This is a genomic window from Teichococcus aestuarii (assembly GCF_042651065.1).
GTDB lineage: Bacteria > Pseudomonadota > Alphaproteobacteria > Acetobacterales > Acetobacteraceae > Pseudoroseomonas > Pseudoroseomonas aestuarii.
On sequence record NZ_JBHSCH010000037.1, the window covers coordinates 1 to 12,863 of the forward strand.

Genomic DNA, 12,863 nt, shown 5'->3' on the forward strand with positions numbered 1-12,863 from the left:
GGTGGTGCTCACCGAGGCCACCAGCGGGCTGCCGCTGGGCGAGGCGCTCTGGCCCACATTGGCCGGCAGGCCGCGCTCGGAGGCCTGCGTCGTCGCGATCGGGTAGGCGAAGGGGCTGCCGGTGACGGGCGTGTTGTTCACGTTGTCGAACAGGTCGGCCGCCATCGACAAGCCGGGGGCGGCCACCGTCAGGCCGGCGGCCAGGAACAGGGCGCGGAAAGCGGAAGTGCTACGCATGATCTTTGATCTTTCTTCTTCTTGAAATCCGGCGGGCAGGTCGTCCTGCCGTCTGGCAGTGAGATAGGCGCTTGGAGCCATCGCCGAAACCGCGAAAGAAATGATCGAAAGCATCAGATATACTGATGGTGACCAGGTCGTGCGGGCCTCTCAGGCAACGCCCCGTGCCCGCCACACTCCGCGCCGTACCGAGGCGGCGGTAACGGCGCCATAGGCGGTGATGCCCAGCGCCACGCCGAGGAAATGCCCCTCCATGCCCAGCCCCAGCGGGCCTGCCAGCAGCGCGCCGCCACCCACCGCCACGCCGATGCGTGAAAGCGCCGCCAGCACCGGCCCCTTCATCCGGCCCGCCCCCATGGAGGCGAAGTAGAGCGCCATGCCCAGCCCGAAGCCGCCGAAGGCCGGGCCGGTGAAGGAGAGCGCCGCGGCAGCCACCGCCACCACGGCGGGGTCGGCGGTGAAGGCACGGGCGAAGCCGCCGGGCCAGATCCCCACCGAGAGCCCCGCCGCGCCTGTCACCAGCAGCGCCATGCCGGCCCCCACCCAGGCGGTGCGGCGGGCCAGCGCCCACTCGCCCGCCCCCGCGGCGCGCCCCACCAGCGCCGTCAGCGCCGAGCCGACGCCGAAGGCCAGCGGCACGGTCAGGAACTCCAGCCGGGCCGAGATGCCATAGGCGGCCACCGCCACCGGGCCGTACCCGGCGAGCTGGCCCGTCACCAGGATGGTGGTGGCATTGGCGATGGTGGCCAGCGCGCAGGCCACCAGCCCCACCGACAGGATGCGGTGGAACAGCATGGCCGAGGGCCGCGCCCGCAGCCTCGGCAGGAAGCCGGCGCCGCCGCGCGCCACCACCGCCGCCATGGCCAGCGCCGCCACCCAGAACACCAGCGCGAAGGCTGCGCCGAGGCCGGCCAGCCCCATGCCCAGCGGCTCGGCCAGCAGCCAGCCCAGCGGCGGATAGCCGCACCAGGCCAGCGCCAGCACCCGCGCCGCCAGCGCGTGCCGGCCGCCGCCGCGCAGCACGGAGGCGAGGGTGTTGGCCAGCCAGACCGGCACCGCCCCGGCGCCGAACAGCCAGGCGGCATAGGCCGCCGCCGCCTCCGCCGCGGCCGGGCCGCCGATCAGGGCCAGCAGCGCATGGGGAAAGACCGCCAGCAGCAGGGCGAAGAGCAGCCCGCCCCCCAGCGCGATCAGCACCGCGTGCAGCACGAGGTCCGCCGCCTCGGCCGGGCGGCCGGCGCCCAGGGCGCGGGCGATGGCGGAGACCACCCCGCCCCCCATGGCGCCCGCCGACATCTGCTGCAGCAGGAGGGCGAAGGGCAGCACCACCGCCCAGCCCGCCAACGCCGCCGTGCCCTGGCGGGCGGCCAGCCAGGTCTCCAGCAGCTGCGCCGCCGCCTGCAGCAGCGCGATCAGGCTGGTGGGCGCCGCCAGGGCGGCGATCCGCCGCAGCAATGCCGCCATGCCCGGCGGCGTGGTTCCTGCTTCCACCCTGCTCTCTCCCCTGCGGGCGGCAGGATGGCGGGAATATCGCGGGTGGAAAAGCCGGCGGCGCGCGTTCTCCGGCGCGCCGCGCCGCTCAGCTCCAGAACAGCAGGATCAGCGGGGTGCCGACCAGCAGGCAGAGCAGCGCCAGCGGCGTGCCCAGGCGCGCGTAATCCTGGAAGCGGTAGCCGCCCGGCTCCATCACCAGCGTGTTGGACTGGTGGCCGATCGGGCTGAGGAAGGTGCAGGAGGTGCCGATGCACACCGCCATCAGCATCCCGTCCTGCGACACCCCGGCCACCTCGGCCAGGCCGAGCGCGATGGGTGCCATCAGCAGCACCGTGGCGTTGTTCGCCATCACCTCGGAGAGCAGCATGCAGACCAGCAGGATGCCGCCCACCACCGCCCAGCCCGGCAGCGCCGCCGCCGGTCCGGCCAGGCTCTCCACCAGCAGGGTGATGGTGCCGCTGCGCTCCATCGCCTCGCCCAGCGGGAACAGCGCGCCGAGCAGCACGATCACCGGCCAGTCCACCGCCGCATAGGCCTCGTCCGGCTTCAGCACGCGGCACAGGATCATCGCCGCCACCACGGCGGTGAAGGCGATGTGCGCCGGCGCCAGCTCGAACAGCACGGCCAGGATGCCGGCCAGGAACATGCCGCCCGCCAGGATGGCGTGCTGCGGCCGGCCCAGCGCCACGCTGCGCTCGGCCAGGGGCAGCAGGGAGAGGGCCTGGAAGGCGTCGGCCCGCTTGTCGCGCTGCGCCTGCAGCAGCACCACGTCGCCGCTGCGCAGGACGATCTCGTTCATCCGGTCCGTCACGCGCCGGCCCTGGCGGGAGACGGCCAGCAGGTTGATGCCGTGCTGGCTGCGCAGCCGCAGCGCCGAAGGCGAGCGGCCGATCAGCGGCGAGCCGGGGCGGAGGATGGCCTCCACCGCGTCCACCTCGTCGGCCACCAGGGCCTTCAGCCCGTCGCGCGGCTTGCCGCCATCCGGCTCGGTCAGGGAAAGGCCGGCCATCTCCACCAGGGCGCGCAGCGAATCGGCGCTGCCTTCCAGCAGCAGCACGTCCTCCGCCCGCAGCCGCGCCTCGCCCGGCGGGGCCAGGGTGCGGTTGGGGCCGCGGAACAGGCCGACCACCGTCACGTCGCCATCCGCCATGCTCTCCAGCGTGCGGATGGAGAGGCCGATGGCGGCGCTCTTCGGCCCCAGCCGTGCCTCGGCCACGTAGTCCCCGGCATCGACCTCGACCTTGCCGCCGCGCTTGTCGCCCAGCAGGCGGTTGGCCAGCACCAGATAGGCCACGCCCAGCACGGCGAGCGGCAGGCCGACCCAGGCGAAGTCGAACAAGGCATAGGGGCCGAGCTCCGTCCGTTCCTGCCGGATGGCGGAGATGATCAGGTTGGGGGGCGTGCCGATCAGCGTGATCAGTCCGCCCAGCACCGAGCCGAAGGCCAGCGGCATCAGCGCGCGGGAGGGGGCGTAGCCCTCGCGGTAGGCGTTGCGCAGCGCCACCGGCATGAACAGCGCCAGCGCGCCCACATTGTTCATGAAGCCCGAGAAGCCGGCGCAGAGGCCGGTCTGCGCCGCCACCTGCAGCCGGGGCCGGCCGCGCATGCCGCCCAGGCGGCGCAGCAGCAGGTCCACCGTGCCGGCCGCCTGCAGCCCCTTGCTGATGGCCAGCACGGCCACCACCGTCGTCACCGCCGGCTCGGCGAAGCCGAGGAAGGCCTCCGCCGGCGCCACCTGCCCCGTCAGCACCAGGGCCAGCAGCAGCAGCAGGGCCACCACGTCGTAGCGCACGGGCTGCAGCACGAAGCCCGCCAGCGCCAGCAGCGCCAGGGCGGAGACGGTCATCTGGTCGGCGGTCATGCGGGGTTCCGAGAGGAGAGGCCGGCAGAACCGCGTGGCGACGGCCGGGTTGCCCGGCCAGGCCATGGCCCGCCGGCCGCGCGGCGCGGCCCAGGCATCGGGCATGAAAAAGGCCGGGGGCGCAAGGCGCCTCCGGCCGGATGCGGCCAGCGGGAGCCTCGCGGCTCCCGTCGGCGCTGGATCAGCGCGAGTAGAACTCGATGACCAGGTTCGGCTCCATCTGCACCGGGTAGGGCACGTCGGAGAGCTTGGGGGCGCGCAGGAAGCGGCCCTTCATCTGGCGGTGGTCGATCTCGAGATACTCGGGCACGTCGCGCTCGCCGGACTGGGCGGCGTCGAGCACGGCGACGAGCTGCTTCGACTTCTCCTTGACCTCGACGACGTCATTGTCGCGCACGAGGTAGGAGGGGATGTTCACGCGCTTGCCATTGACCGTGATGTGGCCATGGTTGACGAACTGGCGGGCGGCGAAGGGGGTCACGGCCAGCTTCAGGCGGTAGACCACCGCGTCCAGGCGGCGCTCCAGCAGCTCGATCAGGTTCTCGGAGGTGTCGCCCTTGCGGCGCACGGCCTCCTGATAATACTTGCGGAACTGCTTCTCGCCGATGTTGCCGTAGTAGCCCTTGAGCTTCTGCTTGGCCATCAGCTGCACGCCGAAGTCGGTCGGCTTCTGCTTGCGGCGCTGGCCGTGCTGGCCGGGGCCGTACTCGCGCTTGGCGACCGGGGACTTGGCGCGACCCCACAGGTTGACGCCGAGGCGGCGATTGATCTTGTACTTGCTTTCCGCGCGCTTCGTCATGCGGCGGGCTCCTTCTTGTTGTGCGTACCGTTCGGGTATCGCTGATGTCCCGGTAGTCCCGAGGCGTCCATGCCGGAGGGGCACGCGCCAGGGGCGGGACGCAGGACAAGCCTGCATCCGCTTTCCCGGAAGGGAGCGCGCCTTTAGCGCCGCGCCGCGCCGCTTGTCAAACCATGTCTCCGGCGCCTACTGCGCATCCTCATGGTGACACGCGCGGAGATCCTGATCCTGGGGCTGAAGGCCGGGGTGACGGGCAGTCTGGTGGGCGGGCTGATGCTGGGCATCGGCCTCGGCCTCGTCGTCAACAACGTGCATGCGGGCTGGGTGCTGGTGCTGCCGGCGGCGCCGCTCAGCGGCATGCTCGGCTACTGGCTGGCCAGGCGGCTGGCCCGGCAACTGCCGCCCTGAGCCGCGGGCGGCGCGCCGCCGCCCCTCCCCCGCTCCCCCTGCCGCGCCCTCTGCCACGCCGAGCCCCCTGCCACGCCGGGCCCTGGCGCGGCGCGCTCCCGCACATGCCCTTCGTGCCGCCGGCGGCATGGACCCCGCAGAGGGATGCGGCCCCGCAAAGCCCGTGCGGACGGCGCAGGTCACGCCGTATTGTTTCGCATTTAGAATGTAATCCACAAATGCTTCCCTGCTTTCGGGGCCGCGCGTGGCGTTGCGGTTTCCAAACCAAAGGGAGGGAATAGAGATATGGCGAGAGAGCAATCCTCATCCGCCGCCGTGGCGGATGCCGGCGCCGCGTCCCGGATGCGGTTCTTCGACGACGGCATCACGATCGATCTCGACGCCGAGCTGCGGAAGAAGCACGGCTCCGACATCAGCATCCCGGTGTTCCGCGTCGATGCCGACGCCGTCGAGGGCTTCAACATCGACAAGGACGCCTACTACGCCAGCAGCGCCAGCAAGCTGATGACCGGCTTCTTCGCGGAGCTGCTGTCCACCGCGCTGGGCTCGCGGAACGGCGGCGACGTCAGCCGCTTCGAGACGAAGTACGCGCTGGGCGGCAAGGAGATGATTCTCCACATCGGCGACGACGTCTTCGTCTATGCGCCCGACAACCACCGCACCATCAACGTCAGCGCGCGCGACGACGTCTTCGTCTACGCGCCCGGCAATGACGGCAACATCATCGCGCGCGGCGACGACGTCTTCATCTTCGCGCCGGACAATGATGGCGGGCTGAACGCCTTCGCGCGCTCCGTGGCCGATGCGGCGGCGAAGGCCAAGGGCACGTCGCCGCAATCGAGCGACATCGTCGGCGCCGCCCGGGCGAAGGCGGAAGCCGACGCCTACACCTTCATCTATGCCAAGGACAACCAGGGCAACGTCCACGCCGCGGCCGATGCCGACGCCACGGCGAAGGCGGAGGCCGACATCTTCGCCCTGCGCGGCGACGCCAAGGCGGTGGCGGTGGCCCTGGCCGATGCCGAGTCCAAAATCCTGGTCTACGCGCCAGGCGGCGGCAAGGTGAGCACGAACGGAGACGCGGATGCCGTGGCCATGGCCAGCGCCGTGGCGGAAAGCCGCCAGGGCGACGCGACGGCGCTGAGCGACACCACGGCGGTCGCCTCCGTGGAGACCGACGTCATCCTGTGGCAGGGCGGCTACGACCACTACTTCTTCGCCTGACCCTTCCGGGCCGGGGCGGCGCCCCGGCCCTCCGGCACGCCCTTGCCTTCAGCGCTCCGGCACGGCGAAGCGGGTCCAGCCCGGCAGCGCCGCCGCCATGTCGAACTCGCGCCATTTCGGGTGGCGCGGCGGCCGCCGCAGCGCCCCGGCATGCGCCAGCAGGCTCTGCCCGAAGCGGACCAGCCGCGCATGCCGCTCGCTGCCCGCCGGCCAGGCATAGACCGCGAGGACGGCGCCGAGCGACAGCGTCTCCACCGCCTCGCCGCCGCCGATCAGCCGCGGATAGTCGGCCGCCGACAGCCGCGCGCGCTGGTAGGTCTGCAGCATGGCCGGGGTGGCGGGCAGCGGCAGGAAGCGCAGCCCCGCGCCGGTCTCCAGCCCCGAGAAGAGGCGCGCCGGCTTGCCCGCGACATAGATCATGGCGGCGATCTCGCCGCGCCGCAGCTGCTCCAGCGCCACGTCCTGCGGCGCATGCGCCAGGCGCGCGCCGACGCCCAGCAGGTCCAGCAGCACCGAGGCCGTCATCGCGGTGCCGCTGCCGCGCACATCCACATTGACGGTGCGGCCCTCAAGCTGCCCGATCTCCGTCACGTCGCCGGTGGCGAGGAGGTGGATCTCCTCGTCGTAGAGCTTCGCGATGTAGTGGATGCGCTGCGCGATGTTCGGGTAGAGCCGCTGGCGCAGGGCGAAGGCCAGCACGTCGGACTGGACGATCGCCATGTCCACGCCGCGCAGATACATCAGGTCGGCGATGTTCTGCAGCGAGCCCTTGCCGAGGATGGGCAGCAGGCGGAGCCGGTCGCCATCGTCCAGCTCCGCCGCGAGGTCGGAGGCGATGCGGATATAGGTGCCGTCGATGCCGCCGGCGATGAGCCCGAGCACGCCGCCATTGGCCACATCGGCGGGGTTGCGGCGCGCGCCCGGCGCGGGGGCTTCCTGGGCATGGGCCCCGGCGGCGGGCGCCAGGGCCGCCAGCAGGGCGAGGCCGCGCCGCGTCGGCCCCGTATCTGCCGTCACCGCGTCGCCAGGCGGGAGGTGGAGGGGGCGGAGGGGCGGGCGGGCGCCTCGCGGCCGGCCTCCGCCATGGCCCGCTGCCGCTCCGCGGCGGCGCATTCGGCGAACAGGGCGCGTATGGCGGAGGGCGTGCTGTCGCAGCCGGCGGGATTGCCGTCGGCGCGGCCGAGCACCGCGGCGGAGGGGGCCGGGGCATTCTGGGATGGCGCGGCGGGGAGCGCGGCGCGCGTCTGGGGCGGCCTGGCGGGTTCGGGCGTGCCGGCGCGGACGCGCAGGGCGCCGCGGGCCGGCTCCTCCTCCTGCCGCGCCACCGGGGGCGGTGCGGCCGCGGCGCTGCATTCGGGGTAGAGGGCGGTGTTCAGGCCGGGCACCTCGCAAAAGGCCGGGCGGGGCGCGAGGCGGGCGCCGCGGAAGCCGCCGGGGGCCGGGTTGCCGTTGACGGGTGGCGCGGGCTGCGCCGGGGGCACCGGCGGCAGGGCGCTGGGCGGCAGGCCGGAGCTGGGCACCGGCATGAGCTGCGAGGCGGTGGCGGTCTCCGGATTGGTGCCGTGGCTCAGCGCGATCGGCACGCCGCCATCCTTGATGCAGGGGCGGCCGATGCGGATGGCCGCCGCGCGGAAGCTCTCGACGCTGCACATGATCTCGCGCGCCAGCACCTCGTCCTTCAGGGCGGAGACGGTGAGGGCCACGTTGTTGCGGATCTGGCATTCCTCGTCGATGGTGCTGAAGGCGCCGCCGATGCCGAAGAGCGGCATGGTGGCCCCCAGCGAGACGCCGGTGGCGCAGGGGTTCAGCCCGTAGATGCTGCCGAGGCCGATGGACGGCGCCTGGTGGTGGTTGCGCGGCAGGCCGTAATTGTAGACGTCGCTGCGCTGGTAGAATTCCTGGCGCTGCACCTCCTGCGCCGCGGCGGGGGAGGAAGCGAGGGCGGCCAAGGCCGCCCCCACCACCAGGAAGACGCGGAAGCGTCGGATCATGCGGCTCATGGTCATGGCTCCCGCGTCTCCCTGTTCAGATCAGCGCCAGCCGCCGTAGCTGTTGCTCTTGGAGAAGGCGCCGCCGCTGGTGGTGCTGCCGATGAAGCCGTTGGAGGTCTTGCCGACCGCACCGCTCGCGCTCGTGCTGCTCGTGCCGGAGCCGGCGCCATGGCCGGTGCCCGACCAGGCGCTGTTGCTGGAGAAGGCGCCGGTCGCGCCGGCAGCGTAGCCGAACTTGCCGCTCTCGATCGAGGAAGTGGCCGAGCTGCCCGAACCGGCGACGGAGGAGCTGCCCGACGGGCCAGCGAGCACGGGAGCGCTGAGGCCGACGACGGCAATGGTGGCGAGCAGGATCTTGCGCATGATATGTTCCCTCTGTTCTAGTTTGCGCTCCGCAAAGCGAAGCTAGGATGGGGCTTTCGCCCCGGCGTAAGCGGCTGGCCGTCAACGTGACAGCGCCTGGCGGTCAGCCGCCCACCTCGTGCCGCATCCTGGCCTGGCCAGGAGCGGAAACCGGCATGGGGATGCAGGGCGCGGCCGTGCCGCGCGTCGCTCGCTTCCCGCTATGTCCTGAAAATCGTCGCGAAGGCGCTCAGCCCGGCCTTGCTTCCGGCACCCGGCCCCGCGGCCGCCGACCCGCGCAGCACCAGCACCTTCCGTGTGCCGTCGCTGGCGGCCAGGGCGCTGGCCTGGCTGGTGGCGGCGCCCATCTGGCGCCCGGCGCAGGATGAGACACTTGCCGTGCCGCTGCTGGCGGCCGCTTCGCTCCACCGCATCTTTTTCCTCCTTCACCCTCTTTTTTGAGAGGGTCGCACATCCCGCTCCAGGCATTCTGCCACTTCGCGGGATGTGCATTTCTATTTTTATACTGAAACGGTATTTCGAGGCGGACGGTTTGGGAAGCTCATATTTCGCCGTCGTAATCACAAGAAGGGGATGACCCGGCGCTCAGGCGAAGCCGAACTCCTGCGCGAAGGGCGGCGGGGGCAGGCCGGAGCCCGGCAATTCTTCGGCGGGCAGCGCGTGAAGGAAGGGGTCGTGCGGGTCTTCGGGGGCGATCTCCGGCGAGATCCCCGGTGGGATTTCCGGGAGCGTGCCCGTGCCGCCTCCCTCCGGAAGGAAGCCGGCATGGGCCTCGGCCTGCTGATGGACCCCCTCCCCGGCAGGGCTGCCACCGATCGACACGGTGGCGGAGGAATAGGCGAAGCTGCTGCCTTCGCCTTCCACCCAGATTTGAGCCTCGGAGCGGGCTGATGCGGCGGCCTCTCCGGACTCGCTGGCACTTTCGGAACTGGCGGTGCTGTGACTGGCCATGAGACGTCCTCCGGTGTTCATTTTTGTATCGTATCTATACCGGCAGGCCCCCGCCCCTCAATCACAATTCTTTACATTCCGGGCCGGCCCGATGGCACAGGCCCGTGATACCGGAAGGAACCTCGCCCATGCCGCGGGTCCATCTCAGGCTTGCCGTGCTGCCCGTGCTGGCAGGCCTTTTTCTGCCGGGCATGGCCCTGGCTGCGGGAAGCGGCTGGCAGCTCTGCCAGGGGGGCGGCGCGGCGCGCGCCACCTGCAGCGTGAGTTGCAATGGCGAGAGCCGCCGCCAGAGCTGCGGCACGGGGGAGATGTGCGAGTGCCAGTGCGCGCCTCGGCCGCAATGCCGCTGCCGGGCGATGGAGCAGGAAACACGCTCGCCCGGGGCGCCCGGCGGCCGGCTGGCACCGGCCGGGCCGGCAGGGCTGAGCCGGCAGGGCTGAGAAGGTGGGTGGCCCGCCCCCGGGCCGGGGGCGGCGGTCAGGCCGCGACCTGCAGCGCCTCGGACTGGCGGCGCACCATCTCCTGGTAGGGGCCGGGGCGGCGCATCAGCAGGTCCGGCGCGCCGTCCTGCACCACCTGCCCGCCCTCCATCACCACGATGCGGTCGAAATTGGTCAGCGTCGCCAGCCGGTGGGCCACGGCGATGACGGTGCGGCCCTGCATCAGCCCGTCCAGCGCCTTCTGCACCTCGGCCTCGGACTCCGAGTCGAGGGCGGAGGTGGCCTCGTCCAGCAGCAGGATCGGCGCGTCCTTCAGCAGCGCGCGGGCGATGGCGAGGCGCTGGCGCTGGCCGCCCGAGAGCTTGGCGCCGCGGTCGCCCACGATGGTGTCGAAGCCTTCCGGCAACGCCTCGATGAAGTCGCGGCAGCGGGCGGCCTCGGCGGCGGCCAGCACCTCGGCGTCGGTGGCGTCCGGCCGGGCGTAGCGGATGTTCTCCAGCACGGTGCGGTGGAACAGCGAGACGTCCTGCGGCACGACGGCGATCATGTCGGCCAGGCTCTCGCGGGTGGCCTGGGCGATGTCCTGCCCGTCGATCAGCACGGCGCCTTCCTGCGGCGCGGTGTGGCGCTGCAGCAGGGTCAGCAGGGTGGACTTGCCGGCGCCGGAGCGGCCGACCACGCCGACCTTCTGGCCGGGCTGGATGGCCAGCTCCAGGCTGCGCAGCACCGGCGCGCTGCCCTCGGGGGCCGAGGGGTAGCGGAAGGTGACGTTGTGGAACACCACCTCGCCGCCGCGCGCGGCCAGGCCATGGGCGTTCTCGGCGTCCGGCATGTCGTGCGGCACCAGCAGGGCGGCCAGCGCCTCGCGCATCCGCGCCACGTACTGGGTCAGGTCCACCAGCGCCATGGCGAGGTCGCGGCTGGCGTGCAGGATGGTGAAGCCGAGGGTGCAGACCAGCACGATGTCGCCCGTGGTGGCACGGCCAAGCTGCCAGAGATGCACCACCCAGCCCAGCAGCATGGCGGTGAGCACGGCGGTGGCGGCGCCATGCACCAGGCGCAGCTTCTCCAGGTAGCGCAGGCTGGCGCGGCGGGCGGCGCTCTCCTCGGCCAGGGCGGTGTCGAGGCGGGCCGATTCGCGGCCGAAGGCGCCGAACGCGCGCACCAGGGAGAAGTTCTGCACCACATCGACCAGCTGGCCATCGACGGTCGCGGCGCGGCCGGCAAAGCGGTCGTGCAGCGCCTCGCCCTTCTGGCCCAGCCAGGCGACGCCGGCGGCCAGGGCCGCGGCCACCACCACGAGGCAGCCGGCCATGATCGGGTCGACCGTGGCGAGGAAGATGATGGACAGGGTGACGGCCACCGCCGGCGGCACGGTGTGCCAGGTGAAGTTCTGCAGCACGGTGAAGGCCGCCGTGCCGGTGGCGCTGATGCGCGCCGCCAGCGTGCCGGCCGAGCGGTTGGCGAAGTAGCCCGGCGAGTGGCCGGCGAGGTGGCGGAACAGCTCGGCCCGCATCGAGGCGGTGGCGCGCGGGAAGCGGTCCGCCGCGATCCAGCCGCCGACGCGCCAGAGCATGTTGTCGGCCGTGATGATGCCGGCGAGGATGGCGAAGGCCACCCACACCGCCGCCGCGCCCGCCTGGGACGGGCCGCCCGAGAGCGTGTCGATCAGGTTCTTGACCGCGTAGTTCGCCCCCACGGAGCAGCCCACCGCCCCCAGCACCGCCAGCATGATGGCGACGTGGCTGCCCGCCTGCGGCCGCAGGTGGCGCAGCAGGAAGCCAACGGGGCGCCGGGCGAGGCGCAACAGGTCGCTGTCGTCGGCACGGGGCATGGGCGGTGGCCTCTCACTTCCGGAGCACATGACCGTGAGCGCACGGCGCATCTGCGTTCATGCGGAGGGAACGCCAGCAACAAGACGAAATCGTGGCGAAGGTTGCCGAATCTGGACCGCATTCAGGTGCCAGAAGAGGCTCGAGAGACAACGGAGATCGGACCCAATGCGTATCGCGCAGATCGCTCCCCTGACGGAAGCCGTTCCGCCGAAGCTGTATGGCGGCACCGAGCGGATCGTGTCCTACCTGACCGAGGAGCTGGTGGAGCTCGGGCACGAGGTGACGCTGTTCGCCAGCGGCGACTCGATCACCAAGGCGAAGCTCGCGCCGATGTGCCGCAAGGCGCTGCGCCTCGACCCCTCGGTGCGCGACGCCAACGCGCCGCTGACGCTGATGCTGGAGCAGGTCTACCGCCGCCGGCACGAGTTCGACCTGCTGCACTTCCACCTGGACTACCTGCCCTTCCCGCTGTTCTCGCGGCAGAGCGTGCCCTTCGTGACCACCCTGCACGGCCGGCTGGACCTGCCGGAGCTGCAGCCGGTGTTCGACACCTTCAACGAGGTGCCGGTGGTCTCGATCTCGGACAACCAGCGCCTGCCGCTGCCGCAGGCGCGCTTCGCCGGCACGATCTATCACGGCCTGCCCGAGAAGCTGCTGACGCCGCTGCCGGGCGTCACGCCGGGCTACCTGGCCTTCCTCGGCCGCATCGCCCCCGAGAAGCGCTGCGACCGGGCGATCGAGATCGCCATCGCCACCAACACGCCGCTGAAGATCGCGGCCAAGGTGGACCGCGTGGACGTCGACTACTTCGAGACCAAGATCAAGCCGATGCTGGCGCATCCGCTGATCGAGTTCATCGGCGAGATCGACGAGACGCAGAAGCCGGGCTTCCTCTCGGGCGCCATCGGCCTGCTGACGCCGATCGACTGGCCGGAGCCCTTCGGCCTGGTGATGATCGAGGCGATGGCCTGCGGCACGCCCGTCATCGCCTTCCGCCACGGCTCGGTGCCCGAGGTGATCGACGAGGGCGTGACCGGCTTCGCGGTGAACAGCATGGCCGAGGCGATCAGCGCCGTCGGCCGGCTGAAGGCGCTGCCCCGCGCCGCCGTGCGCGCCCGCTTCGAGCAGCGCTACACCGCCCGCCGCATGGCGGAGGACTATGTGTCCCTCTACGAGGGGCTGTGCCGCCGCGAGCCCTCCTCGGTGCTCGCCGCCGCCGAGTGAGGCGGGCGCCCCGGCGCCCCCTTCCCTTCCGCCTCG

General features: G+C 72.0%; 13 protein-coding genes. 3 read left to right on the forward strand and 10 right to left on the reverse strand.

All coding sequences use genetic code 11. The features are described from left to right. From ACFOY6_RS14445 to rpsD, 4 genes are all read right to left on the reverse strand, one after another. Positions 1-237 (reverse strand): glycosyl transferase family 39 (locus ACFOY6_RS14445; protein WP_379651454.1); only part of this gene is annotated, 237 nt, incomplete at its 3' end. 150 nt (positions 238-387) lie between these two features. After that, positions 388-1,728, reverse strand: a complete 1,341-nt coding sequence (locus ACFOY6_RS14450; protein WP_379631191.1) for an MATE family efflux transporter — start codon at positions 1,726-1,728, stop codon at positions 388-390. Positions 1,729-1,816: 88 nt separating this feature from the next. After that, positions 1,817-3,592: an SLC13 family permease gene (locus ACFOY6_RS14455; RefSeq protein ID WP_379651456.1), complete on the reverse strand. Its 1,776-nt coding sequence runs from the start codon at positions 3,590-3,592 to the stop codon at positions 1,817-1,819. A 181-nt stretch (positions 3,593-3,773) separates the two neighbouring features. After that, complete coding sequence (gene rpsD, locus ACFOY6_RS14460) at positions 3,774-4,391, reverse strand: 30S ribosomal protein S4 (RefSeq protein ID WP_109518417.1); 618 nt, start codon at positions 4,389-4,391, stop codon at positions 3,774-3,776. Between the two features lie 201 nt (positions 4,392-4,592). Here rpsD and ACFOY6_RS14465 point away from each other — a divergent pair, with 201 nt between their 5' ends. After that, on the forward strand, positions 4,593-4,799 hold the full coding sequence (locus ACFOY6_RS14465) for a hypothetical protein (RefSeq protein WP_109518418.1): 207 nt from the start codon (positions 4,593-4,595) through the stop codon (positions 4,797-4,799). Between the two features lie 285 nt (positions 4,800-5,084). Continuing rightward, positions 5,085-6,023, forward strand: a complete 939-nt coding sequence (locus tag ACFOY6_RS14470; protein WP_146201939.1) for a hypothetical protein — start codon at positions 5,085-5,087, stop codon at positions 6,021-6,023. Positions 6,024-6,071: 48 nt separating this feature from the next. Here the strand turns inward: ACFOY6_RS14470 and ACFOY6_RS14475 are convergent, their stop codons facing one another. The 6 genes from ACFOY6_RS14475 to ACFOY6_RS14500 form a co-directional block, all read right to left on the reverse strand. Beyond that, a complete protein-coding gene (locus ACFOY6_RS14475) occupies positions 6,072-7,040 on the reverse strand; it encodes a TAXI family TRAP transporter solute-binding subunit (protein ID WP_379651458.1) in 969 nt (322 codons plus the stop codon). Continuing rightward, a complete protein-coding gene (locus ACFOY6_RS14480) occupies positions 7,037-8,023 on the reverse strand; it encodes a hypothetical protein (RefSeq protein ID WP_379651460.1) in 987 nt (328 codons plus the stop codon). Before ACFOY6_RS14480 ends, ACFOY6_RS14475 begins: the two co-directional genes overlap by 4 nt. A gap of 30 nt (positions 8,024-8,053) precedes the next feature. Continuing rightward, on the reverse strand, positions 8,054-8,377 hold the full coding sequence (locus tag ACFOY6_RS14485) for a hypothetical protein (RefSeq protein WP_109518421.1): 324 nt from the start codon (positions 8,375-8,377) through the stop codon (positions 8,054-8,056). A 200-nt stretch (positions 8,378-8,577) separates the two neighbouring features. Beyond that, positions 8,578-8,790 carry a hypothetical protein gene (locus ACFOY6_RS14490; RefSeq protein ID WP_109518422.1) on the reverse strand — a complete coding sequence of 71 codons (213 nt, stop codon included), beginning with the start codon at positions 8,788-8,790 and terminating at the stop codon, positions 8,578-8,580. A 172-nt stretch (positions 8,791-8,962) separates the two neighbouring features. After that, a complete protein-coding gene (locus ACFOY6_RS14495) occupies positions 8,963-9,328 on the reverse strand; it encodes a hypothetical protein (RefSeq protein ID WP_379651462.1) in 366 nt (121 codons plus the stop codon). Positions 9,329-9,805: 477 nt separating this feature from the next. After that, positions 9,806-11,602: an ABC transporter ATP-binding protein gene (locus ACFOY6_RS14500; RefSeq protein WP_379651464.1), complete on the reverse strand. Its 1,797-nt coding sequence runs from the start codon at positions 11,600-11,602 to the stop codon at positions 9,806-9,808. Between the two features lie 166 nt (positions 11,603-11,768). On the opposite strand from ACFOY6_RS14500, the gene ACFOY6_RS14505 reads away from it, so the two are divergent. Next, the gene (locus ACFOY6_RS14505) at positions 11,769-12,827 is read left to right on the forward strand and encodes a glycosyltransferase family 4 protein (RefSeq protein WP_109518426.1); all 1,059 of its coding nucleotides are present in this window, start codon (positions 11,769-11,771) and stop codon (positions 12,825-12,827) included. Positions 12,828-12,863 lie beyond the last annotated feature (36 nt).